The 24730-nt window shown below is 66.7% G+C and carries 24 protein-coding genes; 16 read left to right on the forward strand and 8 right to left on the reverse strand.

Annotation, left to right across the window (positions count from 1 at the left end; all coding sequences use genetic code 11):
* Window positions 1–62 precede the first annotated feature (62 nt).
* Window positions 63–311, forward strand: coding sequence for a hypothetical protein (locus tag ACNH6H_RS03145; protein WP_418315556.1), 249 nt, complete (start codon window positions 63–65; stop codon window positions 309–311).
* A gap of 37 nt (window positions 312–348) precedes the next feature.
* On the opposite strand, the gene ACNH6H_RS03150 is transcribed toward ACNH6H_RS03145, so the two are convergent.
* The 3 genes from ACNH6H_RS03150 to ACNH6H_RS03160 form a co-directional block, all read right to left on the reverse strand.
* A complete protein-coding gene (locus tag ACNH6H_RS03150; RefSeq protein WP_418315558.1) occupies window positions 349–840 on the reverse strand; it encodes an MgtC/SapB family protein in 492 nt (163 codons plus the stop codon).
* Window positions 841–903: 63 nt separating this feature from the next.
* Complete coding sequence (locus ACNH6H_RS03155) at window positions 904–3600, reverse strand: LuxR C-terminal-related transcriptional regulator (RefSeq protein ID WP_418315560.1); 2697 nt, start codon at window positions 3598–3600, stop codon at window positions 904–906.
* Between the two features lie 35 nt (window positions 3601–3635).
* Window positions 3636–5264, reverse strand: a complete 1629-nt coding sequence (locus ACNH6H_RS03160) for a class I adenylate-forming enzyme family protein (protein ID WP_418315561.1) — start codon at window positions 5262–5264, stop codon at window positions 3636–3638.
* Between the two features lie 165 nt (window positions 5265–5429).
* Here ACNH6H_RS03160 and ald point away from each other — a divergent pair, with 165 nt between their 5' ends.
* The 10 genes from ald (at window position 5430) to ACNH6H_RS03210 (ending at window position 14215) form a co-directional block, all read left to right on the forward strand.
* Window positions 5430–6545: an alanine dehydrogenase gene (ald, locus tag ACNH6H_RS03165; RefSeq protein ID WP_418315562.1), complete on the forward strand. Its 1116-nt coding sequence runs from the start codon at window positions 5430–5432 to the stop codon at window positions 6543–6545.
* An 86-nt stretch (window positions 6546–6631) separates the two neighbouring features.
* Window positions 6632–6979: a DUF1428 domain-containing protein gene (locus ACNH6H_RS03170; protein WP_418315564.1), complete on the forward strand. Its 348-nt coding sequence runs from the start codon at window positions 6632–6634 to the stop codon at window positions 6977–6979.
* Between the two features lie 150 nt (window positions 6980–7129).
* Window positions 7130–8197: a LacI family DNA-binding transcriptional regulator gene (locus ACNH6H_RS03175; RefSeq protein WP_418315566.1), complete on the forward strand. Its 1068-nt coding sequence runs from the start codon at window positions 7130–7132 to the stop codon at window positions 8195–8197.
* A gap of 101 nt (window positions 8198–8298) precedes the next feature.
* Window positions 8299–8970: an amino acid ABC transporter permease gene (locus tag ACNH6H_RS03180; protein ID WP_418315567.1), complete on the forward strand. Its 672-nt coding sequence runs from the start codon at window positions 8299–8301 to the stop codon at window positions 8968–8970.
* Between the two features lie 184 nt (window positions 8971–9154).
* Window positions 9155–9808 carry an amino acid ABC transporter permease gene (locus tag ACNH6H_RS03185; RefSeq protein WP_418315569.1) on the forward strand — a complete coding sequence of 218 codons (654 nt, stop codon included), beginning with the start codon at window positions 9155–9157 and terminating at the stop codon, window positions 9806–9808.
* Between the two features lie 40 nt (window positions 9809–9848).
* A complete protein-coding gene (locus tag ACNH6H_RS03190) occupies window positions 9849–10658 on the forward strand; it encodes a transporter substrate-binding domain-containing protein (RefSeq protein ID WP_418315570.1) in 810 nt (269 codons plus the stop codon).
* Window positions 10659–10696: 38 nt separating this feature from the next.
* Complete coding sequence (locus ACNH6H_RS03195) at window positions 10697–11452, forward strand: amino acid ABC transporter ATP-binding protein (RefSeq protein WP_418315571.1); 756 nt, start codon at window positions 10697–10699, stop codon at window positions 11450–11452.
* Window positions 11453–11529: 77 nt separating this feature from the next.
* Window positions 11530–12306 carry a sugar phosphate isomerase/epimerase family protein gene (locus ACNH6H_RS03200; protein ID WP_418315573.1) on the forward strand — a complete coding sequence of 259 codons (777 nt, stop codon included), beginning with the start codon at window positions 11530–11532 and terminating at the stop codon, window positions 12304–12306.
* Window positions 12303–13253, forward strand: coding sequence for a sugar kinase (locus ACNH6H_RS03205; RefSeq protein WP_418315574.1), 951 nt, complete (start codon window positions 12303–12305; stop codon window positions 13251–13253). The genes ACNH6H_RS03200 and ACNH6H_RS03205 overlap by 4 nt, the downstream gene beginning before the upstream one ends.
* Complete coding sequence (locus tag ACNH6H_RS03210; protein ID WP_418315575.1) at window positions 13250–14215, forward strand: 2-hydroxyacid dehydrogenase; 966 nt, start codon at window positions 13250–13252, stop codon at window positions 14213–14215. The genes ACNH6H_RS03205 and ACNH6H_RS03210 overlap by 4 nt, the downstream gene beginning before the upstream one ends.
* A 96-nt stretch (window positions 14216–14311) precedes the next feature.
* On the opposite strand, the gene ACNH6H_RS03215 is transcribed toward ACNH6H_RS03210, so the two are convergent.
* Genes ACNH6H_RS03215 through ACNH6H_RS03230 form a run of 4 tightly spaced genes read right to left on the reverse strand, consistent with a single transcriptional unit; the run spans window position 14312 to window position 17419 of the window.
* Entirely contained in the window at window positions 14312–14527 is a 216-nt protein-coding gene (locus ACNH6H_RS03215) for a hypothetical protein (protein WP_418315576.1), read from the reverse strand.
* 46 nt (window positions 14528–14573) lie between these two features.
* Window positions 14574–15398: an NYN domain-containing protein gene (locus ACNH6H_RS03220; protein WP_418315578.1), complete on the reverse strand. Its 825-nt coding sequence runs from the start codon at window positions 15396–15398 to the stop codon at window positions 14574–14576.
* Window positions 15399–15420: 22 nt separating this feature from the next.
* Complete coding sequence (locus ACNH6H_RS03225; RefSeq protein WP_418315579.1) at window positions 15421–16677, reverse strand: PHB depolymerase family esterase; 1257 nt, start codon at window positions 16675–16677, stop codon at window positions 15421–15423.
* 25 nt (window positions 16678–16702) lie between these two features.
* Window positions 16703–17419, reverse strand: a complete 717-nt coding sequence (locus tag ACNH6H_RS03230; RefSeq protein WP_418315580.1) for an alanyl-tRNA editing protein — start codon at window positions 17417–17419, stop codon at window positions 16703–16705.
* A gap of 205 nt (window positions 17420–17624) precedes the next feature.
* On the opposite strand from ACNH6H_RS03230, the gene ACNH6H_RS03235 reads away from it, so the two are divergent.
* Window positions 17625–20564: an adenosylcobalamin-dependent ribonucleoside-diphosphate reductase gene (locus ACNH6H_RS03235; RefSeq protein WP_418315582.1), complete on the forward strand. Its 2940-nt coding sequence runs from the start codon at window positions 17625–17627 to the stop codon at window positions 20562–20564.
* A gap of 18 nt (window positions 20565–20582) precedes the next feature.
* Here ACNH6H_RS03235 and ACNH6H_RS03240 read toward each other — a convergent pair whose 3' ends face one another.
* On the reverse strand, window positions 20583–20819 hold the full coding sequence (locus ACNH6H_RS03240; protein ID WP_418315584.1) for a type II toxin-antitoxin system Phd/YefM family antitoxin: 237 nt from the start codon (window positions 20817–20819) through the stop codon (window positions 20583–20585).
* A gap of 137 nt (window positions 20820–20956) precedes the next feature.
* Here ACNH6H_RS03240 and ACNH6H_RS03245 point away from each other — a divergent pair, with 137 nt between their 5' ends.
* The 4 genes from ACNH6H_RS03245 to ACNH6H_RS03260 all read left to right on the forward strand — a co-directional run bounded on the left by ACNH6H_RS03245 (window position 20957) and on the right by ACNH6H_RS03260 (window position 24682).
* Window positions 20957–22015 carry an NAD-dependent epimerase/dehydratase family protein gene (locus tag ACNH6H_RS03245; RefSeq protein WP_418315586.1) on the forward strand — a complete coding sequence of 353 codons (1059 nt, stop codon included), beginning with the start codon at window positions 20957–20959 and terminating at the stop codon, window positions 22013–22015.
* A gap of 62 nt (window positions 22016–22077) precedes the next feature.
* Window positions 22078–22791, forward strand: coding sequence for an alpha/beta hydrolase (locus tag ACNH6H_RS03250; protein ID WP_418315588.1), 714 nt, complete (start codon window positions 22078–22080; stop codon window positions 22789–22791).
* Between the two features lie 314 nt (window positions 22792–23105).
* On the forward strand, window positions 23106–23834 hold the full coding sequence (locus ACNH6H_RS03255; RefSeq protein WP_418315590.1) for a DUF2971 domain-containing protein: 729 nt from the start codon (window positions 23106–23108) through the stop codon (window positions 23832–23834).
* Entirely contained in the window at window positions 23831–24682 is an 852-nt protein-coding gene (locus ACNH6H_RS03260; protein ID WP_418315591.1) for a TIR domain-containing protein, read from the forward strand. The genes ACNH6H_RS03255 and ACNH6H_RS03260 overlap by 4 nt, the downstream gene beginning before the upstream one ends.
* The last annotated feature ends 48 nt before the right edge of the window (window positions 24683–24730 follow it).

A 24730-nucleotide genomic window follows, 5' to 3' on the forward strand; every position in this document is an offset into this window, starting at 1 on the left:
AAGGCGCGTCGGGCGCCGGCATCGCCGTTGCCTGCCGCCGCGTGAACGGCCCGGAGAACACCATGTCCTATACCAAACGATGTCAAATCATCGGCACCGTCACCTACCGTGAGGGTGACGGGGTCACGATGCAGATACCGCCCGGCCCGTGCGAAATCGAGGTCACCGAGTTCGATGCGACGCTGGCCTGGGAAGACGGCCGCTCGCACGGCGTTGCGACACTGCCGTTGTCGCAGTACTCGCGTTATCTCGCCAGCGGCGCGCTGCTCGACGGCCGCCACCTGCACCGACCGGCCCATCCGCCGCGCTGACGCGGCCCGATGCGTCGGGTGGCGCGCCGGCGCGCCGTCAGGCGGTGTCCTTCTTGCTGTCCCTGGCCTCGAACAGCTTGTGCATCACACCGAGCACGGCCCACGCCAGCAAGGTGCTGATGATCGCCGTCACTTCGCGGCCCATGCCGCAGGCCATGCCGATGGCAGCGGTCATCCAGATGCCGGCAGCCGTCGTCAGGCCGAACACTTCCTTTTCATCGTGATGTTTCAGGATCGTGCCGGCGCCGATGAAGCCGATGCCGGCGATCACGCCCTGGATCACACGGCTCAGGTCGGCGATCTCCATTCCGGCCAGTTGCGGCACCATCACGAACGTTGCCGCGCCGAGCGCGACCAGCATGTGGGTTCGCAAACCGGCCGACTTGTTGTGTTTCTCGCGATTGAAACCGAGCAAGCCGCCGAGCAGGGCAGCGGTCAACAGGCGGATCACGATGCGGGCAACTTCGCCGGCGTCCGGCAGGTCGGTAAATTCGCTGGAAACGACGGCCAGCACCAGCTCCAGATCCATCAACTCATCTCCCGGGGCTCGACGACGCGCCAACGATAACCGCTGGCGGCTGGCGTCAGCGCGTCAGCTGGCAACCGCATGGCGGCGCCACAGGTCGGCCGCCTGGCCTCGGGTATCGCAATCGAGCTTGTCGAGGATGTTCGCCAGATGGCGCTTCACGGTATGCGGGCTCAGCGACAGCTTGCGCGCCAGCAGCTTGTTCGACAGGCCTTGCGCCACCAGTTCGACGACCTCGCGCTCGCGTTCGGTCAGGCGCGCCGCGACCGGATTCAGCGGGCAGCTGGCTGCTCCCGTGTCGCCAGCGCCGGCACCTGCCTGGTGCCACGCGTCGAGCGTGCGCTGGATACTGGCGACCAGTTCTGCTTCCGGCGCAGTGGCCGGGCAGGTTGCGAGCAGCGCATCGACGAGCGCCTTCGGCTCGAGCAACAGCCGGCCGGGCGTGCCGTCGCGGCCGATTTCGCTGACGACCGGCAGCAGCGTCTCCCAGGCGCGGCCGCGCTGCTGGCGGCGCAAGAAGACCTCGGCCAGCGCAATCCGCGGATCGGCATAAAACGCCGGCGCCGGAAAGCGCTGCTGCAGCGCCGCGGCCTCGTCGAGCTGCTGCTGCGCGGCATCGAGATCGCCGGCCAATAAAGCCGCCTGGCCGGCAACGGTCGCGACCGCCGCAGCGGTCAACGGCCATTCGCGGTGGCGCAGCGGGCCGGCCAGCAACGAGGCCTGCTTCGCCAGCGTCGGCGCGTCGAGCGCGATCCACGCCAGCCGTGCCAGCACGCTGCGGTAGGGCCGTTGCCAGACCCTGCGCAGTCCGGCCGCATCACCCGATTCGAGGTCGGCGAGCAGCCCGCCGATGATCGCGCCGGCGGCATCGAAATCGCCATCGAGCGCAAGCAGCAGTGCCTGCAGATGCGCCGCATCGAGCAGCACACAACGCACCCGGCCGAAGCTGTGCTGGATCTGCGCGGCGCGTTCGAGCTCCTGCACGACGCCGGCGCGGCGCCCCTGCCACAACGCCGCCCACGCGCCGAGGATCACCGGCGTCGAGTGCCATGGCAATGCGGTCGGCTTCGGGATCGTGTCGCACAGCTCGGCAAAACGCAGGTAGGCCTGGGTGACGCCGGGTATGCCGCCGAAATGGCAGTTCAGCGTCTGCGCAACCAGCGGTGCATGGTGCTGCGGATCCTCGGCGACCAGGTCATTGACGACCGCCAGATGGCGGGCGATCAACTCGCTCTGGCCGAGTGAAAAGACGCTCCATGCGCGTTGCAGGTGGAATTGCGCGGCATCGGCCGCCGGCAGGTCGGGCAGCTGCAGGCTCTCTTCGGTCAGCTGCTCGCGCTCCTGCAGGTGGCCGAGTGCGCCGAGTGCAGCGGCCAGCAGCAGTTGTGCACGCAGCCTGCCGGCCTGGTCGCCCTGGCGGGCGAGGCCGTCGGCGGCCGGCGCCGCATGTTGCAGCACCTGTTCCCAGTCCCAGCGCACCCAGGCGCATTCGGCGCGCAGCAGCGCCAGCCGCGGCTCGGCATCGACGACGTCGGCCGGCAGCCGGGCGATCCAGCGCTCGAGGTCAGGATAGGCGCCGGCGGCGGCCAGGCCGAGGCCGTGGCTGGCCATCAGCGCAGCGGCCTCCGCCCATTGGCCGGCATCGAGCCAATGGCCGATCGCGCGGTCCGGCATCTCCTCGACAGCGGCCGCCTTTGCGTGCAACGCACGGCGGTAGTCGGCTGGCTCACCGTCCAGCTGCGTCAGCAGGAAATCGCGGAACAGGTCGTGGAAACGCAGCACCAGTTCGGCTTCGTCGACAACGCTGAGAAAAAGGTTGCGCTGCAACAGCGTTTCGAGCACGCGGCGGCTGTCGGTGCCACCGGTTACTGCGTCGCAGCGCGCCGGGCTCAGTTCGGGCAGGATCGCGCACTCGATCACGAAGCGGCGCAGCGCCGGCGGCAGTTCATCGAGCACCTCCTGCGCCAGAAAGTCGAACATCGCCTTCGACGACAAGGTGCAGGTCTGCACCCGCTGCCGACGCGGCGTATCGGCGCCGGAGGCGAGCACCAGGTTGACGCCGACCGCCCAGCCGTGGGTGCGCCGCAGCGTCGCCTCGACCAGTTGCGGCGTCGGCTCGATACCCCAGCGCAGGCGCGCCAGCTCGACGACGCTCGGCGAGTCGAAGCGCAGTTGCTCGGCGTCGAACTCGGCCAGTTCGCCATGGGCGCGCAGCCGCGCCAGGCCGATCGCCGGTTCGACCCGCGAGCCGAGCACCAGAGAGACATGTTCGGGCAGCCGTTCGATCAGCGCCTGCAGCAGGCCGAGTGCCGACGCATCGGTGATGCGGTGCAGGTCGTCGAGCAGCCAGACGATGCGATCGAGCGACGCGGTGCACATTGCATTGACAATTGCCGCCAGCACCGCCCTCGCCTCGCTGCCGCTGCCCGGCACGTTGGCGACCAGCACCTGCGGATCCATCGCCCAGTCGAGCTCGAGCGGGCCGAGCGATTGCACCAGCGTCGCCAGCAGCCGCACCGCATCGTTGTCGTTGTCGTCGAGCGCCACCCAGATGCAGCGCGCCGCCGGACCGCAGGCTTCGGCCAGCTGCACCATCAGCGTCGTCTTGCCAGAGCCGGCCGGCGCCTGGATCAGCGTGACCGGATGCTGCTCGACCATGCGGCGCAGCCGCTGCAGCAGCGCCTCGCGCCGGACAAAGTCGCGCCGTGCCCGCGGCACGCGGAATTTCGTCAACGGCAGGGCCATTGGCAGCGGCGGCGTCATCGGCACCTCGGAGGAACTGCTGAAGCGTCGAAATTCTACGTTTCGCGCGCTGCCGCGGCCACATCGGGCAACTGCTCGCGCAGCAGCCTCTTCATCAATTTGCCATTCGCATTGCGCGGCAGCGGGGTCTCGCACCAGCTGATCGTCTCGGGCACCTTGTAGTCGGCCAGCCGGCTGGCGCAGAACGCGCGCAGCGCTTCGTCGTCGCGCCGGCCATCGGGTGCATGGACAAAGGCATGGACGCGTTCGCCGAGCACCGGGCACGGCCTGCCGACGATCGCCGCCTCGACGACGCCCGGCCAGCCCATCAGCACATTCTCGACCTCGACCGAATAGATCTTGAAGCCGCCGCGGTTCAGCATGTCCTTCTTGCGGTCGAAGATGCGCACAAAATCCTGCTCATCGACCGAACCGAGATCGCCGGAATGCCAGTAGCCGGCGGTGAACGACGCTGCTGTCGCTTCCGCGTTGGCCCAGTAGCCGGGCACGACCATCGGCCCGCCGATCCACAGCTCGCCGGTCTCCCCGGCCGGCACTTCGCGGCCGTCGTCGTCGAGCACGCGGATATCGGCGGTCGGCAGCGCGACACCGACGCTGTCGACATGGGCACGCGTCTGGCCGGGCGGCATCATCGTCACCGGCGACGTCGTCTCGGTCGAGCCATAGGCATTGAGCAGCGTGAGACCGGGCAGCCGCTCGGCCAATGCATCGATGGTGGCCACCGGCATCGGCGCGCCGCCATAGGCGCCGATCCGCCATGCGCCGAGGTCGGCGCTCGCAAAACCCCGATGCAGCAGGCACAACTGGTAGATCGCCGGCACCATCAGCGTGTGGGTGACGCGCTCGGCGGCCATCGTCGCGATGAACGATTCGGCCTTGAATGGCGGCGTGATGACGATCGCGCCGCCGACATGCAACATCGTCGCGATCACCGCGATCAAGCCGGTGACGTGGCTCGCCGGCACCGCCAGCGCCGACCGGTCGTCGGATCGCAGCCGCATGCACAACTCGTAATGCAGCACCGAATGGACGATGTTCAGGTTCGTCAGCATCGCGCCTTTCGGCCGACCGGTCGTGCCAGACGTATAGAGGATCACCGCGGTATCGGTCTCGGACGTCGTGGCGACGGCGGCGGCCTCGGCCGCAGTCTTGTCGAGCAGATCCTGCATCGCGATCTGGCCAGGCGCGGCGCCGACCAGCAGCCGAAAACGCAGCGCCGGCGCCTCGTCGGCATCGGGCAGCCGGTCTTCAAGCGCCGCATCGCAGACGGCGCCGATCGCACCGCACTGCGCGGCGATGTAGGCAAGCCCGGGCCGCTGCTCGCGGACGCCGACCGGCACCGCAATCGCGCCGAGCCGCTGCAGCGCGAGCAGCGCGACGACGAATTCGGGCCGGTTGTCGACCAGCATCACGACGCGGTCGCCCTGCAACACGCCGTGCGAGACGAATTCCGCGGCAAGCCGCGCGGTTGCGCGCGCGGTCTGCGCGTAAGTCCAGCGGCCGCCATTGCAGACGATCGCCTCGGCTTCCGGTCGGGCCGCGACAGAGGCCTCGAACATCGCGTACAGGCCGGCCGGGCGCGGTGCAAAACAGCGCACCAGGCGGTCGCCGAACAAGGCCTCGTGGCGTATCGCCGGCAGCGGATGGTCTTTCCAGTGGTTCATCGTCGGCGGCACTCCTGCTGTCGCTGCATCGGCCTGTGTTGTGCGGCCGGGTGGGAACACTCGGCTGGTTGGCGCAGCGACTTTACGATATCGTCGCCCGCGGCCCCCACCCCCAGGCTGCAATCTGCGGCCCATTGATCCGGGCCGCTTCGCAGGAGTCGAGCGATGCTGATCGGCGTGCCGAAAGAGATCAAGAACCATGAATACCGGGTCGGGCTGACGCCCTCCTCGGTGCGCGAACTGGTCGGCTCCGGCCACCAGGTGATCGTCGAGAGCGGCGCCGGCGACGGCATCGGTGCCGGCGACGACGACTACCGCCGCGCCGGCGCCGGCGTCGTCGACAGCGCCGACGAGGTGTTCGCAACCGCCGCGATGATCGTCAAGGTGAAAGAGCCGCAGGCGGTCGAACGGGCACGGCTGCGCCCGGACCAGCTGTTGTTCACCTACCTGCACCTCGCACCGGACCCGGCACAGTGCGACGACCTGATCCGCAGCGGCGCAATCTGCATCGCCTACGAAACCGTCACCGGAGCGAGCGGGCTGCCGCTGCTGGCACCGATGTCGGAAGTTGCCGGCCGGATGGCGATCCAGGCCGCCGCACACAGCCTCGAGCGCGCACACGGTGGGCGCGGCATGCTGCTCGGCGGCGTGCCCGGTGTCGCATCGGCCAAGGTCGTCGTGCTCGGCGCCGGCGTCGTCGGCACCAATGCCGCGATGCTTGCGGTCGGCAGCGGTGCGCAGGTCATCGTGATCGACCGCAGCATCGATGCGCTGCGCCGCATCGAGGGCCTGCTCGGCGCACGCGTGATCACCGTCTTCTCGAACCGCGACAACATCGAGGAACATGTGTTGTCGGCCGACGTCGTGATCGGCAGCGTGCTGATCCCCGGCGCATCGGCACCGAAACTCGTCACGAAGGAGATGGTCGAGCGAATGAGAACCGGTGCGGTCGTCGTCGATGTCGCGATCGACCAGGGCGGCTGCTTCGAGACCTCGAAACCGACGACCCACGAGGAGCCGACCTATCTGGTCGACGGCGTCGTCCACTACTGCGTTGCCAACATGCCAGGTGGCGTGCCGCGCACCTCGACCCATGCCTTGAACAATGCGACGCTGCCGTTCGTTGCCGCACTGGCCGACAAGGGCTGGCAGCAGGCGCTGCGCGACGACCCGCACCTGCGCAACGGCCTGAACGTCGCCGCCGGCAAGGTCACGCACCGCGAGGTGGCCGATGCGCTCGGCCATCAGTGGCACGATCCCGAAACGTTGATCGGGCAGTAGGCAGCCGTGCAGCATCATTCGACATTTTTGGGCAGCACGGCCCCCTGCACCGGCCGGACGGCTGGCAACAACCAAGGGAGTAAACGATGAACTACATCGACGGGGCCGTTCTCGCGGTGCGCAATGCCGACCGCGACGCCTACTGCGAGCATGCGACACGGATGGCGGCGGTGCTGCGCGAACACGGCGCGCTCAGCGTCGTCGACTGCTGGGGCGAGGATGTGCCGGAAGGCAAGCTGACCTCGTTCTCGATGGCCGTCAAGCGCGAGCCAGACGAGTCGGTCGTGTTTTCGTGGATCACCTGGCCGTCGCGTGCGGTGCGCGACGAGGCCTGGAAGAAGGTGATGGAGGACCCGCGGCTGAAGGATGAGAAACCGCCGTTCGACGGCAAGCGCCTGATCTACGGCGGCTTCCAGCAGATCGTCGACGCCTGAGCGGTCGGCCCGTTCTGAAGCCGGGATCTGTGATTCGGACGTCCGAACCACCCGACGACTGAGCGGCTGGCTCGCCGAGTTGCTTCCGTCAGAGCCGGACCCAGGGCTTTTCCGCTGGCTTTTCTGAAACTGGTTTCATAGAATGACGCAATGAATTCCAGTTCCAGTGCCGAAGAAGCGGCCGCACCGTCCGAAACGCGGGCGACGATTGCCGATGTCGCCCGCCTCGCCGGCGTCTCCAAGGCAACCGTCTCGCGTTTCCTGAACCACCGCGACACGCTTCTGACGCGCGACATCGCAGCGCGTGTCGAAACCGCCGTCAAGCAGCTCGGTTATGTGCCGAGCCCGATGGCGCAGGCACTGAAACGCGGCAAGTCGAAATTGATCGGCCTCGTCGTCGCCGACATCACGAATCCGTTTTCGGTCGCGGTGCTGCGCGGCGCCGAGAAGGCCTGCCAGGAGGCCGGCTATCTGGTGATGCTGTTCAACCTCGGCAACGACGGCAGCCGCGAGCGAGAGGCGATCGAGGCGCTGGCGTCGTACCAGGTCGAGGGCTTCATCCTCAATACGCTCGGCGCCGATGCGGGCGCTGCCAGCGAGGTCGTCCGCCACGGCAAACCGGCGGTGCTGGTCGATCGCCGCCATCCCGAGATGCAGTCAGATTTTGTCTCGCTCGACAATGCCGACGCGATCCGCCAGGCGGTATCGCACCTGCTCGCCAACGGCTGGCGCGAGCTGCTGTATGTCACCGAACCGATCGCCGGCGTCAGCGCGCGAATCGAGCGGGAATCAGCGTTCAACGCGCAGCTGGCGAGCCACGGCAAGGCGGCCGGCGGCCGCAGCCAGCAGGTCGCCGACGGCGACGAGGCAGCGCTGCTGGCGGCGCTGCGCGAGGCGAAACGGCGTGCAGCCCGCAAGCCGCTGGCAGTGCTGGCGAGCAATGCGGTGATGACGCTGCAGGTCGCCGCAGCATTCGCGAAGCTCGGCTGGCAGGCCGGCAGCGACGCCGGCCTTGTCGGCATCGACGACACCGAATGGGCGCCGCTGGTCGGCCCCGGCATCTCGACGGTCGCGCAGCCGACCGACGACCTCGGCCGGGTCGCGGCGAGTTGCCTGCTCGAGCGCCTCGACGGCCGCTCGCTGCCGCCGCGGCAGATCCTGCTGCCCGGCCGGCTGATCGTCCGCGCATCGTCGCAGCGCGCCGACACCGGCGCCTGAAACCGAATCGCCAAAACCTAGGGAAAACACGGGTATCGCTCTGAAACCGGTTTCTTCAGAATAGAAACCGGTTTCAGAAAACTTCACCCGGTCATCGAGTCGTGAACTACAGCTTCCAATTCGCCGACGTATTCGCAGCCTGGCCGCTGCTGCTGAAAGGCACCTGGATCACGATCCAGCTGTCGCTGACCGCGACCGTGCTCGGCCTCTGCGTCGCGATCGTCGGCGCCTGGGGCAAGACCTCGGGGCCGGCGCCGGTGCGGATGCTGATCAATGCCTACATCGAGCTGATCCGCAATACACCGTTCCTGGTGCAGTTGTTCTTCTTCTTTTTCGCGCTGCCGGCAATCGGCCTGCGCTGGTCGCCGTATACCGCCGCGCTGGTCGCGATGGTCGTCAACCTCGGCGCCTATGCGATCGAGATCATCCGCGCCGGCATCGAATCGATTCCGAAGGGCCAGGTCGAGGCCGGCCTCGCGCTGAGCCTGAAGCCGCACCAGGTCTTCCGGCTGATCATCCTGAAGCCGGCGCTGCGCGCGATCTTCCCGGCGCTGAGCAGCCAATTCATCCTGCTGATGCTGACGTCGGCGGTGGTGTCGGTGATCTCGGCCGACGACCTGACCTCGGTCGCCGCCAACCTGCAGTCGCAGACCTTCCGCAGCTTCGAGATCTACATCGTCGTCACGCTGATCTACCTCGGCCTGGCCCTCTCCTTCTCGGCGCTGTTCCGCACGTTGCAGCAGCGTTATCTGAGCTACCCCGACAGAAGGTAGGGCTCCCCCCGGAGCGGCTCACGCCGCCCCACGTCCTCGCAGAGCTCGGACGGTTCGCGAGGCGTTCGGACCTGCGCAGGCAGGCCCTCTCGTCCACGCTTACCCCCCCCAGGGGGCACACCATCGGGCCGGCAGAGCCGGACCCTTGGTGTCAGCTTGATCAAGGATTTACCGAGCACATCAAATGAGAACTTTCGGCATCAACGACATCTGGTTCATCCTGCAGGCCGCGCAGTGGACGGTCGCGCTGTCGCTGATCGCATTCATCGGCGGTGCGATCGGCGGGCTGATCGTCGCGCTGGCGCGCACTTCGGAGAGCGTGATCGCGCAGCGCTGCGCCACCGTCTTCACGCAGATCTTCCAGGGCACGCCGCTGCTGATGCAGTTGTTCCTGGTCTTCTTCGGCGCCCCTGTGCTCGGCTTCGACGTCAGCCCGTGGATCGCCGCGGGCATTGCGCTGGTGCTCAATACCAGCGCCTTCCTCGGCGAGATCTGGCGCGGCTGCATCCAGGCCGTTCCGCGCGGCCAGTGGGAAGCCGCCGAAGCGCTCGGCATGGGTTATGCGGCGCGGATGCGCCAGGTGATCCTGCCGCAGGCCTGGCGCATCGCACTGCCGCCGACGGTCGGTTACAGCGTCCAGGTGATCAAGGGCACGTCGCTGGCCGCAATCATCGGCTTCACCGAGATCACCCGCGCCGGCCAGATCATCAACAACGCCACCTTCGAGCCGCTGCTCGTCTTCAGCGTCGTCGGCGCCGTCTATTTCGCCTTGTGCTGGCCGCTGTCGCTGTGGGCCGGCCGCATCGAGCGCCAACGCAATCTCGCGCTCGCCCGCTGAGCGCCCTTTTCACCAACCGTTCCAACACCGGAGACAAGCCATGTCCATCCTGAACCGCCGCCACCTCGTCCGCTGCACCGCAGCCCTTGCCGCCAGCGCACTGCTCGTCGGCTTCACGCCGCTCGCGTCGGCGCAGACCGCCGCCGAGATCAAGTCGAAGGGCACGTTGACCGTCGGCCTGCTGGTCGACTTTCCGCCCTACGGCACGGTCAATTCGAGCAACGAGCCCGATGGCTACGATGCCGACGTCGCCCGCCTGCTCGCGAAGGACCTCGGCGTCAAGCTGAACCTGGTGCCGGTCACCGGCCCGAACCGGATCCCGTTCCTGCTGACCAACAAGGTCGACGTGCTGGTCGCCTCGCTGGCGGTGACGCCGGAGCGCGCCAAGCAGGTGCAGTTCTCGCGTCCGTACTCCGCCGCGACGATCGTGTTGTACGGATCGAAGAAGGTCAACATCAAGTCGCCGGCCGATCTGAAAGGCGTTCGCGTCGGCGTCGCCCGCGCCAGCACGCAGGACACCGCGCTGACCGCGATCGCGCCGGAAGGCACCGAGATCCGCCGCTTCGACGACGACGCATCGGCGATGCAGGCACTGCTGTCGGGCCAGGTCGATGCGATCGGCTGCTCGACGACGGTGGCCGCGCAGATCGCCAAGCGCGCCGGTGACGCCAATGAAAGCAAGCTGGTGCTGCGCCAGCAATTCATGGCGGTGGCGATGCGCCAGGGCCAGGCCGACCTCGAGAAGACCGTCAACGAGTTCGTCGCCCGCAACACCACCAATGGCGAACTGAACAAGCTGTACCAGAAGTGGCTGCAGTCCGACCTGCCCGCAATGCCGGCCAGCAACTGAAGGCAGCACCAGCCAACCTCCAACCGCGGGACCCAGACATGAGCAGCTCACAACCCATCATCAGCATCGACAAGGTCGGCAAATGGTTCGGCCATTTCCAGGTGCTGACCGACATCGACCTCGAGGTGCGTGCCGGCGAGCGGATCGTGATCTGCGGTCCTTCCGGTTCCGGCAAATCGACGCTGATCCGCTGCATCAACCACCTCGAGAAGGTGCAGCAGGGCAGCATCGTCGTCGACGGCATCGATCTGACGTCCCATAAAGGAAAAAACATCGAGGCCGTGCGGCGCGAGGTCGGCATGGTGTTCCAGCAGTTCAACCTGTTCCCGCACCTGACGGTGCTGCAGAACTGCATGCTGGCACCGATGCACACCCGCGGCACCAGCGAGGCCGATGCCAAGGCCACCGCGATGAAATACCTCGAGCGGGTTCGAATCCCCGAACAGGCCGACAAATACCCGAGCCAGTTGTCCGGCGGCCAGCAGCAGCGCGTCGCGATTGCGCGGGCGCTGTGCATGAACCCGAAGATCATGTTGTTCGACGAGCCGACCTCGGCGCTCGACCCGGAAATGGTCAAGGAAGTGCTCGACACGATGATCAGCCTCGCCGACGACGGCATGACGATGTTGTGCGTGACCCATGAAATGGGTTTTGCGCGCAGCGTTGCCGACCGCGTGATCTTCATGGCCGACGGCAAGATCCTCGAGCAGGCCCCGCCGCAGGACTTCTTCGGCAAGCCCGAACATCCGAAGCTGCAGGCCTTCCTCGGCCAGATCCTTTCCCAACACCACTGAAACGAGGCGGCGCAGGCTGCATTCCGCGGGCGCTTCCGCCCCCGTGGGCCCGGCCCTGCGCTGCCGACAAGATTGCAATGACAAACCCTCCTCCGCTGCTGATCTCGCTCGGCGCATTCGGCGCGTCCGAAGTGCGGCGGCATGGCCAGGCCTGGTTCACGAAACTCGCTGCCGACGCCGGCGCCGACGGCGTCGAGGTGCGTGGCGAACTGGCCAGCGGCAGCGATGCCGAAATCGCCGCGATCCGCGACACCGCCGCGTCGGCTTCTCTGCAACTCGTCTATTCCAGCCCGCAAGGCCTGTGGGCCGACGACGGCCGATTCGATGCCGCTGCGTTCGCCGATGCGCTGGCACTGGCCCGTCGCCACGGCGCGGCGCGGCTGAAGATGTCGATCGGCGGATTTTCCGCCGAATCGGTCGCCGGCCTGATCGAACTGCGCGAGCGCCTGGCCGACAGCGAGATCGAACTGCTGATCGAAAACGACCAGACGACCGCCGCCGGCAGCCTGCCGGCGCTGCAACGGTTTTTTGCCGCGGCAAGCGACAACGGCCTCGAACTGCCGATGACCTTCGACCTCGGCAACTGGCACTGGATCGGCGAATGCCCGCTGCAGGCGGCGCGCGCGCTCGGCTCACGGGTGGCTTATGTGCACTGCAAGGGTGTACAACGCCAGCCGCAGCGCTGGGTCGCCGTGCCGCTTGTCGATTCAGCGGCACCGTGGCGCGCAATGCTGCGCGAACTGCCGGCCGGCCAGCCGTGGGCGATCGAATACCCGCTGGTCGGCGAAGACCTGCTCGCAACCACGCGTGGCCAGCTCGAGCTGCTGCGCGGCATCGCAAGGAGCCTCCGATGAGCAACAGACCACTCGATGTCGTGACCTTCGGCGAGGCGATGATGCTGCTGGTCGCCGACCGGCCCGGCCCGCTCGAACACGCCGAAAGTTTTGTCAAGCGCACCGCCGGCGCCGAAACCAATGTCGCAATCGGCCTTGCCCGGCTCGGGCTCGGCGTCGGCTGGGTCAGCCGGCTCGGCACCGATTCGATGGGCCGCTATCTGCTCGCGACGATGCAGCGCGAAGGCATCGACTGCTCGCATGTGGTCTGCGACGCGACGCAGCGCACCGGCTTCCAGTTCAAGGGCCGCGTCGAAGGCGGCGGCGATCCGGACATCGAATACCACCGCAAGGGTTCGGCGGCGAGCCGGATCGAGCCCGACGACATCGATGTCGCCTGGCTGCAGTCCGCACGCCACCTGCATGCGACCGGCGTCTTCCCGGCGCTGTCCGACAACTGCCGCGCGACCGCGCTGCGCAGCATGCAGCTGATGCGCAAGGCCGGGCGCAGCGTGTCGTTCGATCCGAACCTGCGGCCGACGCTGTGGGCCTCCGAGCAGGCGATGCGCGATGCGATCAACGAGCTCGCCTGCCATGCCGACTGGGTCTTCCCGGGCATTGCCGAAGGCCAGTTGCTGACCGGCTCGGACGATCCGGCCAAGATCGCCCGCTTCTACCGCGAGCGCGGCGCCAGCCTCGTCGTCGTCAAGCTCGGGCCCGATGGCGCGTATTACGACAGCGCGACTGCCGGCACCGGATCGGTCGCCGGTTTTCCGGTCAAGCAGGTCGTCGACACCGTCGGTGCCGGCGACGGCTTTGCGGTCGGCGTGATCAGCGCACTGCTCGCCGGTCGCGATGTCGAGGCCGCGGTGCGCCGCGGCGCATGGATCGGCGCCCGTGCGGTGCAGGTGCTTGGTGATACCGAGGGCCTGCCGAGCCAGGCAGAACTGGCCGAGGCCGGGCTTTGACACGCCGGCAGGTGCTGGTCTTCCGCGAGCTGCCGGCCGATCAGCTGGCGCGGCTGCAGGCAGTGCACGAGGTGACGGTGGCAAACCCGCGCAAGCCTGAGCAGCGTGACGCCTTCTTCGCCGCGCTGCCGGCAGCGCAGGGCCTGATCGGATCGAGCTACCCGATCGATGCCGGGATCCTCGCGCAGGCGGCGTCGCTGCAGGTCGTCTCGAGCATCTCGGTCGGCATCGACAACTACGACACTGCCGAACTGCAGCGGCGCGGCATCATGCTGTGCCACACACCGGGCGTGTTGACCGAAACCACTGCCGACACGATCTTTGCATTGGTGATCGCGACCAGCCGACGACTCATCGAACTGGCAACCCACCTGCGCGACGGCCACTGGACACGCAACATCGACGAATCGCTGTTCGGCTGGGACGTGCACGGCAAGCGGCTCGGCATCGTCGGCTTCGGCCGCATCGGCCAGGCGCTGGCACGGCGCGCCGCACTCGGCTTCGGCATGCCGGTGCTGTACCACAACACCCGCGAAGTGGCGTTGCCCGAACTCGCCGGCAAGGCCCGCCATGTCGGCCTCGAGCAACTGCTGGCCGAAGCCGATATCGTCGTGCTGACGTTGCCGCTGACCGAAAACACCCGCGGGCTGATCGATGCGGAAAAACTTTCGGCGATGAAACCGGGCGCGATCCTCGTCAACGGCTCCCGCGGCGCGATCGTCGATGAAGCTGCGCTGCTCGCATCACTCGACGCCGGTCATCTGCGCGCCGCCGGGCTCGATGTGTTTGCGGTCGAACCGCTGCCGCTCGATTCGCCGCTGCGCCGCCACCCCCGCGTCACCGCGCTGCCGCACATCGGCTCGGCAACCCACGAGACCCGCCATGCGATGGCGGTGCTGGCGACCAGCAACCTGCTGCAGGCGCTGGCCGGCGAACGGCCGGCGGCGGTTGCGGTGGGATGAGCCGAAGCGGCCGCATTACTTCGTAGGAGGGGCTTCAGCCCCGATTGATGGCATGCCTGCAGCCCGGATCGGGGCTGAAGCCCCTCCTACAAAGCCTCACCGCGGCTTCCGATAGCCGTCGAGCACCGATTCGATCTTCGCCTGCGCGGCCTCGATGCCGGCGGCCATTGCATCGGCCTCGGTCGGGCACGGCGGCCCGATGATCGGCCGCTTGCCGTCGACGACGGTCTGCCAGCCGAAGCGTCCATCGCCTGCCGCGATCGTGTCGACGATGTAGCGGAAACCTTTGTAGATGTCGTCGTGCCGGGCCATCGGGTTTTCCATTCAGGGCGCCACAGTATGCCGCTGTCGCCTGGCCTCAGCGCAGCCGGACCAGGTGATCGGTATCACCCTTCCTGATCTCGACGACGGCATCCATCGCCTTCAGCATGTCCGAGAAACCGGCGTGGCCGTATTCCTTCGGGTCGAAGGTCGAATCGAGGCGCTTGATCATCGGCCAGAGGCTGGCCTTGTTGACCCACGGCTCGCCTCGTGATTCGGCGAGCAGCCGTACCGCGCGCTTGAGCATATCGGCAGCAGGATCGGCTGGCGGCGCGGCCGCGACCGGCGCTTCATCGGCCTGGCCAGACTGCGCCCCATCATCGACCGGCGGCGCTTCGACCAGGCTGTCGTAGTAACGAAACTCGTGGCAGCTCTTGGCCCAATGCCGGTTGGTATTGCGGCGGGTGCCGATGCCGATCAACGTCCGTCCGGCGGCCTTGATCTTCTGCGCGACCGGCATGAAGTCACTGTCACCGCCGACGATGATCACGGTGCCGATGTGCGCAAAGCGGCTGATATCTTCGGCCGCGTCGAGACAGAGCTTGATGTCGGCACCATTCTTTGCCGATGCGCCGGGCGGAAACAGCTGGATCAGCTCGACCGCGTTCTGCAGCAGCGCATCGCGGTAGCGGCCGAAAAACTGCCAGTTGCAGTACGCGCGGTTGATCGCGACCGGGCCGAACGAGGCCGCCAGTTCGACCAGTGCCTGCACGTCGACCAGCGGCTCCTGCGCCTTGAAGCGGTTGTCCTGCCGAGCGTAGTGGCCCTCGCCGTATTTGGCCTCGATCAACCCGGCGTGCAGGTTCTCGAAGTCCCAGTACAGCGCGACCGATCGATTGTCGTTTTCATCGTTGCGGTTCAAATTGATCTCCTCGTTGATCCGATCATTTGCAGCCGGCCGGCCGCTGTGCAAACCAGCGCCCTGCAGCCGATTCGTACAAGGTCTCCGGCTGCCAGAAGAAGTCCCAGGCAAAACCGATGTCGCGGCGGTCGCCGCTCGACAACGCGCGCGAGTTGAACCAGCCACCGAGCACCGCACGGCCCGCCTGCACATGCGAGCCCGGCGCCGCGCGGACGGAATTGCAGACTGGCGGCGCTGGCGGAGCCGGGCCTTCAGCCCCATGGCGCGCGAAGAATTCCCAGACGATATCCGGATGACTCGGCCCGCGCCGGATCGCCCACGGGCCGTCACGGCCCTGTTCGCCGCCGATCCAGTAATGCCCGTGGTCGGTATCGTCGCGGTTCGGCGTGTCCAGCGGGCCGTCGTAGAGCACCGTCTCGACGATCGAGCGGCTGCCGGCCTTGCCATCGACGGTATAGATGCTGTGGCGGCAACCGTGGTCGGCGCCATGAACCGGCTTGCAGCCCGCTTCGCTCGCCAGCGCCTTCGCCGGCGCGATGAATTCGCCTTCGCCATTCAGCGCGAGTTGCGCATCGCGAAGGTTGCGCCCGGCCGGCTGCACGACGGTGCAGTCGCGGTTGTTCTGCAGCACCAGCAGCGGTATCCGGTACGGCGAATCGCGCGCCGCGCGCATGTCGGCAACGACCCGCTCGACTGGATGAAACTTTGCCGATCCGGGGCAGCCGCTGAACGACACCGCCGCCGCGTCCTCGCCATACGGCAGGCCGGCGGCGCTTGCCGCGGCGGCGAAATATTCATTGTGGGTGACCGACAGCACGACCGCCATCGCACCACCCGACGACAGCCCGACGACATAACGCCGGCGTGGATCGACTGCAAACCGCGCCTCGACCTGGCGGCCGATCGCAACCAGATCCGCCGGCTCGCCGCGGCCCTGTTGCCGGTGTTGCGGCAACCAGAAACCCCAGCAGTTCGGATTTCGCAGCCCGTCGTAGCTGGTGATGAACGGTGCAACGAGAATGAAGCGGTGGCGGTCGGCAGCCGCCGCAAGCCCCCAGTCGCGCAACACGTTGTCGTGGGTCTGGCGGCAGCCGTGCAGCGCGATCACCATCGGCGCCGGGCCGCTGAGGCCGTCCGGCACGTAAACATTGAACTGGCGTTCGCGCGAACCGGGGTGCGCCTGCACCGGTGACGTGAAGCTGTGCGTGGTGCCGGCGATCACCGCTGCCGGCAGCGCCGTGGCCACCGCCAGCAGCGCGACCAGTATCCAGTGCCTCATCCGGCCCGCCGGATTCGAGACACCGTCAGCCGCCAAAACCGAGCACGACACGGCGCGTCATTGCCGACTTCTTCTCGATCTTCGTGACGACGACGTTGCCGATTTCGGCTGTATTGCCGACATGGGTGCCGCCGCAGGGCTGCAGGTCGACGCCGTCGATGTCGATCACGCGGATGCGGCCGAGCCCGCGCGGCGGCTGCACGCTCATGCTGCGCACCAGTTGCGGATTGGCATCGAGCTCGGCCTCGCTGATCCAGCGGTGCCGCACCGGGTGCGCGGCGGCGACAAAGGCCGCGATGCCGTCGCTCAGCGCCTGCTTGTCGAGCGGCTCGCTGGTGTGGAAATCGAGCCGTGCATAAGCGGCGGTGATGCTGCAGCCGTCGACCGGATGCGGCACCAGCGCACACAGCAGATGGGTCGTCGTGTGGAAGCGGCGATGCGCCTCGCGGCGCGCGGCATCGATGCGCGCGGTCACGCGGCTGCCCGGGGCAAGGCCCGCCAGATAGCTGCCGGCAGCCGGCACGTGCGCGATGTCGCCCGCGCGCTCCTTGTGCTTGCGCGTATCGGCGATTGCGATCACACGCCCGCCATCCGTCGTCAGCGTGCCGGCATCACCGGCCTGGCCGCCGCCGAGCGGGTAGAAGACCGTCCGGTCGAGCACGATGCCGAACTCGTCGACGGCGACGATCGTCGCGCTGCATTCGGTCAGTGTGGCATCTTCACGGAACAGTTCTTCGGTCATTCGGTCATTCGGTCAGACGGGTCGGGTTGGCGAAATCGGGCCTTTCGCCGAGCATAGCCAGTTCCGCCGGCACCCGGCGAGCTGGCGGCGCCGCCGTATGCTCCAGCGACAAATGCCCCGGCTGCCAACCGCGGCTTGATCCGGCTCAACCACCGGCGGGCCGGAACCCTCTAAGGTCGCGTTTCTCGCCTCAGGAATCCACCGAATGCCACACGCCGAACCCGCCATTTCCCACCACCTCGGCAACCTGCCGGCGCAGCCGATCAGCAACGAGGTGCTGCTCGAAAAATATGCAAAAGGCGACGAGCGGACGATCGATGCGGTTTTCCAGCGGGTGGCCCGCGCGCTCGCCGAGGCCGAGGCGCCGGAGCAGCGCGGCCACTGGGAGCAACGCTTCGTCACCGCGCTGCGCGGCGGCTTCGTGCCGGCCGGGCGCATCCAGTCGGCGGCCGGCACCGGGTTGTCGGCGACGCTGATCAACTGCTTCGTGCAGCCGGTCGGCGATTCGATTTCGCAGCCGGAAGACGGATTCCCAGGCATCTATACCGCATTGACCGAAGCGGCCGAGACGATGCGCCGCGGCGGCGGCGTCGGCTACGACTTCTCGCGCATCCGGCCGCGCGGCGCCTGGGTTGCCAGCACGCAGAGCGGCGCGTCCGGCCCGGTCAGCTACATGCGCGTCTTCGACCGCTCGTGCGAAACCGTCGAATCGGCCGGCGCGCGGCGTGGTGCGCAGATGGGCGTGTTGCGTTGCGACCATCCGGACATCGAGGAATTCATCCACGCGAAGGACGAAGGCGACCTGAAGAATTTCAACATCTCGGTCGGCGTCACCGATGCCTTCATGGAAGCGGTGCTGGCCGACGGCGAGATCGAGCTGGTGCACCGCGCCGAGCCGTCGGCCGCGCTGCAGGCAGCTGGCGCCTTCCAGCGCGATGAAGGCGACAGCGGCTCGGGCATGTGGGTCTACGGCAAACGCCGCGCGCGGGAGCTGTGGGACCAGATCATGCGCTCGACCTACGATCATGCCGAGCCTGGCGTGCTGTTTCTCGACCACATCAACCGCGACAACAACCTGTCGTATTGCGAGGACATCGCGGCGACCAACCCCTGCGCCGAGCAGCCGCTGCCGTCGTACGGCTGCTGCTGCCTCGGCTCGATCGACCTGACCCGGTTCGTCCGCGATCCGTTCGACGAGAAGGCGGCGCGCTTCGACGAGGCGGCCTTCGTGCAGCTGGTGCAGGTGGCGGTGCGCATGCTCGACAACGTGCTCGACGTCACCGTCTGGCCGCTGCCGGCGCAGCAGGAAGAGGCGCGCAACAAGCGGCGCGTCGGCCTCGGCTTTACCGGCCTCGGCGATGCGCTGGTGATGCTGAACCAGCACTACGACAGCGATGCAGCGCGCGCCACCGCGCGGCGCATCTCCGAGCTGCTGCGCGATGCCGCCTACGACGCATCGGTCGAGCTGGCGCGCGAACGCGGTGCCTTCCCGCTGTTCAATGCCGACCTGTACCTCAGCCGAACGACGTTCGCGTCAAGGCTTCCGCAACCGCTGCGCGAGCGCATCCGCAGCCACGGCCTGCGCAATTCGCACCTGCTGTCGATCGCGCCGACCGGCACGATCAGCCTCGCCTTTGCCGACAATGCGAGCAACGGCATCGAGCCGCCATTCAGCTGGACCTATACGCGCAAGAAGCGGATGGCCGACGGCAGCGTCAAGGAGCACCAGGTCGAGGACCACGCGTGGCGGCTGTACCGCCACCTGCGTGGCGAGGCGGCGGCGCTGACGCCGGCCTTCGTCACCGCACTCGAATTGAGTGCGAGTGCGCACGAGGCGATGGTCGCCGCCGTCGCACCGTATATCGACACATCGATCTCGAAGACGGTCAATGTGCCGGCCGACTATCCGTACGAGCAGTTCCAGAACCTGTATCTCGATGCCTGGCAATCGGGGCTGAAGGGGCTGGCGACCTACCGGCCGAACAGCGTGCTCGGCTCGGTGCTGAGCGTGACGCAGCCGGCCGCCGGTGCGATACCGGCCGCACCGCTGCAGATCGACCACACGAACCGCCGGCTGACGCTGGATCGGCTGCCGGCGCCGGTGTTGTCGTCGCTGCGCTGGCCGGGCCGGCCCGAACTGCCGGGCGGCAACCCGGCCTGGACCTTCATGGTGCAGCATCCGTTCGGGCATTTCGCGCTGTTCGTCGGCGAACTGTCCGCCGGCGAAGGCGGCGCAGCGCCGCAGCCGTTCGAGGTCTGGGTCAACGGCGCCGAGCAGCCGCGCGGCCTCGGCGCGCTGGCGAAGACGCTGTCGATGGACCTGCGCGCCAACGATGCGGCCTGGCTGCAGCTGAAACTCGATGCATTGACGACGGTTGCCGAGGAGCGCGAATTCGAGATGCCGTTCCCGCCGCACGGCGAGCGGCGGCTGTTCCCCGGCGTCGTTGCGGCCACCGCGGCGGTGATCCGCTGGCGCTGCGAGCAGCTGAAGGCGCTGCCGCCGTCACAGAGCGCGCCGACACCGGTGATGGATGCGATGTTCAGCGTCGACGAGCCGCGCACCGGCCCATCGGGCACGCTCGCGTGGGCGGTCGACATCGACAACCCGGCCACCGGCGAAGCCTTCACGCTGACGCTGAAGGAAGTGACGCTGCCCGGCAGCGACCCGACCGGCACCGACCCTTCGGCCGGCACGACGCGGCCGTGTGCGGTCGGCTTCTCCGGCAACTACCCGCGCGCGCTCGACGGGCTGGCGCGCATCCTGTCGCTCGACATGCGGGTGATCGACCCGGCGTGGATCGGCATGAAGCTGCGCAAGCTGCTGAACTATGCCGAGCCGCTCGGCAATTTCATGGCCTTCGTCCCCGGCCTGCCGCACGGCCAGCGCCGCCAGCAGACCTGGCCGTCGACGGTGGCCTACATGGCGCGGCTGATCATCCACCGCTACGCGATGCTCGGCGTGCTGACCGAGGAAGGTTTTCCGGTGCGCGACATGGGCGTGCTCGAGACCACCGGCAAATCCGAGCCCGAACGCGGCCGCATCCTCGCCGGCAAGGTCTGCGGCGAATGCGGCAACGCCACGGTGATCCACCGCGACGGCTGCGAATTCTGCACCGCGTGTGGGGCGGTTGGGCAGTGTGGGTGAGGCTCACCGCGAGCCCGCTCAAGTCCTGCCCTTTTCTTCCGCCAGTTGCACCGCCGCAGAAAGCAGCCGCCAGGCGTTTGCCGGCCTGCGCAGCAGATGGGCGGTTTCCTGCATCGCTTTGAATTCGTCCAGCGAGAGCAGAACGACCGATTGCCCGCGGTGCCGGGTAATGACGATCGGTTCACGGTCCTCGCAAACACGGTCCATCGTCTTTGCGAGGGAGGCCTTGGCTGCGCTGCAGGAGATGGCGTCCATCGTGGCGGCTCCCCGAAAACGTTGAGATCCGAGCGTAGCTCGAACTGCGCGAGGCGCTCGGTATCCAATGTGCGCGTTTTCGACTGCGCAGTTGTGGGCCAGAATCGGATCGCACTTCGCCCGCAACAGGTCCAACCATGCAACTCCTGATCCTCGGCGGAACCGGCTGGCTCGGCGGTCAGATCGTTCATGCCGCGCTCGAACGCGGCCATGAGGTGACCTGCCTGGCCCGCGCAAAAACCGGCGCTCTACCGGACGGCGCGGCATTCGTGAAGGCGGACCGAACCCAGCCGGATGCCTACGAAACGGTGCGCACGACGCAATGGGATGCCGTGATCGACGTCGCCAGCCAACCGGGCCAGGTGCGGGCTGCCGCCGCCGCGTTGATGGACCGCGTTGGGACCTATATCTATGTGTCGTCGGCCAGCGTCTATGCGAGCCACGCCCGACTCGACGAAGACGAGCAGGCCGAGATCCTGCCGGCGCTCGAATCGGACGTGCTGACGAACATCAGTGAATATGGTCGCGCGAAGGTTGCCTGCGAGCAGATCGTCCGCGATGCCTTCGGCAGCGCCGGCGCGCTGATCGTCCGCCCCGGGCTGATCGGCGGCCCGGGCGACAAGACCGATCGCAGCGGTTACTGGCCGTTGCGCTTTGCACGGGCAAGCCAGCATGGCCGTGACGTGCTGCTGCCCGACAACCCGAAGCAGCAGACACAGCTGATCGATGTGCGCGACCTCGCGCAATGGCTCGTCGACTGCGCCAGCCGCGGCGTCAGCGGCAGCTTCAATGCAAGCGGCGCGCCGACGCCGTTCGCCGAACACATCCGGTTCGCGCGCGCGGTGGCCGAGCACCAGGGCCCCGTGAAGGCTGCACCGTCCGACTGGCTGACAGCGCAAGGCGTCGCGCCGTGGATGGGCCCCCGCTCGCTGCCGCTGTGGCTGCCGATGGCCGACCACGCCGGCTTCGGCGCACGCAGCAGCGCGAAGGCAGTACAAGCGGGCCTGCGTCGACGCGCGCTGCAGGACACGCTGCGCGACACGCTGGCGTGGGAGTTGACGAGGCAGCCGCTCGACAGGCCGCGCCAGGCCGGCTTGTCGGACGCCGACGAAAACGAATTGCTGCAGGCGCTGGCCGCGAGCAAGGCGTCGCCGCGCGAACAAGACGGCACACCTGCGGGGAATAGCGGGGACTGAACCGGCCGGTCATGCGGCCGACGGCGCGCAATCTGGTTTGCGCCACAGACAAGGAGATCACGATGGCAACGTTCGTGCTGGTCCACGGCGCCTGGGGCGGTGCCCATGGGTTTCGCCATGTGCGCAGACTGCTGCGCGCGCAAGGCCACGAGGTCTCGACGCCGAGCCTGACCGGCATCGGCGAACGCGTGCACCTCGCGAGCCCGCTGGTCGACCTCGGCACCCACATCCGCGACGTCGTCAACCACATCCTCTACGAGGACCTGCGGCAGATCGTGCTGGTCGGCTTCTCTTATGGCGGCTTCGTCGTCACCGGCGCGCTCGAACACATCGCCGAGCGCGTGCAGCACCTCGTCTACCTCGACGCCTTCGTCCCCGCGAACGGCGAATCGGTCGCAAGCCATTCTCGCGCCGAGCAGCGGCAGAAAATCGAGCTCGGCCAGCCATGGCTCGTCAACGGCCCGGTGCGCGAATTCGACGACCCGCAAGAAGCCGAATGGATGGCCCCGCGCCGCACCACCCATCCGAACGGCTGCTTCACCGAGCCGGTCTACCTGGCCCAGCCGCTCGAATCCTTTCCGTTCACGCGGACCTACATCAAGGCGACACGGTCGCCGGATGGCGACTCGGGCAACGCCGCGTTCTGGCGCGCGGCGGAGCGGGCGAAGGGGTCTCTTGACTGGGAGTATTTCGAGATCGAGAGCAACCACATGTTGTGCAGCAATCGGGCGGAGGAGGTGGTGGGGGTGTTGGGGGAGGTGGCTCGGGGTTGCTGATCCGTGTGTGCCGAAGCGCGGCCGCAACCGGGATGTTGGGCAACAGAGCCGCAACGATTCAGACCGCCTAGCGGCGAGGCTGCCCTCTGAATGCGCCGGAAATCTCAACGGGCCAACGCAGTTGGCGACGACACCCTGTTTGCAGGGTTGCGATAGACGGAAATCAAAGCGACGATCCGGTCCGTCCAATTCACGATCAGATTCTTTGCCGCATGCTCAAAGTACCGTCTGTGATTCTTCACCACTACACGAGCGGGGCGGGTGTTCTAGGCATCCTTTCGAGCGATTCGCTGTGGGCGACCCAGATTCGGTACATGAACGACTCAAAAGAGTTCGCTCACGCGACCGAGCTGGCAGCGTCAGCCCTCCGCGGCCTACGGCAAGGCCGCAAGGGCGACAACTACGCGCAGTTGTGCGCCGCGGTAACAAGCCATCTTGAGTCAATATCTGGCCTCGCGCTTTACGTCGCCTGCTTTTCCGAAGTTCACGACTCACTGAGTCAATGGCGCGGGTACTGTCCACCGAGCTTCGGTTACAGCGTCGGCTTCGACGGTGATCTGCTCCGTCCAATTGCTCATGAACAAGGTTTTGAGCTTCGCCCTTGCATCTATGACCGCGAACTGCAAAAGCAAGCCGTCAAAGAGTGGGCACGAGAGGCTGTAGCAGTGCTCGAGTCGAATTTCCCACTCGGTGCAGATCCGGTTGAACACACCCGCGCTAACTGCAACACGTTCCTACAGAAATTTGTCGCGTTTGCCCCGTTTATGAAAGACCTATCGTTTAGGGACGAGCGGGAGTGGCGATTGGTTGGCATGGTGCCATCCAACGATCCCAGGGTAGATCTCCGTCCGGGGAAATCACTTCTCGTGCCCTACGTGCCAGTGAAACTCAACTCCGCGGCCGAAAAATCACCCGTGTGGAACATTTGCGTAGGGCCGACCCCGCACATCGAACTCGCAATGAACTCACTAAGCCACCTCTTTCAGAAAGTTCAGCTCCGAAACGGTGTGACTAGAACGATGATTCCCTATCGTGACTGGTGAAGAATCCAACCCTTCCTTCAAGCGGACGTGCCTTCCGCACGCCGCTCAAGTCAAACGTTAGCCGTAACCACAACCCACTGTCCCAAATGAGCAATAAGCCTGCGGTCTTTGTCGGTTCGTCTTCAGAGAGCTTGGACGTGGCTTACGCACTTCAAGAGAACCTGGAGCATACTGCTGAGGTGACAGTTTGGACACAGGGCATCTTCGAGCTCTCGAAGTACACACTTGATTCACTTATCGACGCCCTCGACGGCAGCGACTTTGGCGTGTTCATTTTTTCGCCAGACGACGTGTCCATAATGCGCGGCGAGCAGAGACAGGTCGTCCGAGACAACGTTGTGTTTGAACTAGGACTTTTTGCAGGCCGTTTGGGGAGGGATCGAAACTTCATCCTTGTTCCTCGGGGATCAGAGGATCAGCTCCGACTCCCTACGGACTTGCTCGGACTTACGCCTGCTTTATACGACGCAACTCGGCAGGATGGAAATCTTCGTGCCGCACTCGGCCCCTCAACTACTAAGATTACCAAGTCGCTCGGAAAGTTGGGCAAGCTTGTCAAACAAAACAACACCGCGCCTGCAGATGAACCTTTACCAATTCAATACTCGGAGGCAGATAAACTTGCGATCATCACTTCCTGGATGGGATCGCGCGGAAGTGACGAAAACACGCGCGTAATCCATTTTGCTGAGGTTGATCTAGAGTTGAAGCTTGATCCGGGGTCAACCAAGAGGCTTATCAAGCAAGCAGCTAGTCGCTGGGATTACGTACCACAGACAGAAGGCGAGCATACGATTCTATTCGAGGCGAATTACCGCGCCACTCGGCACGGCGGCCGGGACTGGTGAAAAATGACGGTTAACCATTCGGTCATCTGTAAGCGGTGGCAGTATGGC

It is taken from the genome of Pseudideonella sakaiensis, assembly GCF_048320135.1.
Lineage (GTDB): Bacteria > Pseudomonadota > Gammaproteobacteria > Burkholderiales > Burkholderiaceae_C > Ideonella_A > Ideonella_A sakaiensis_A.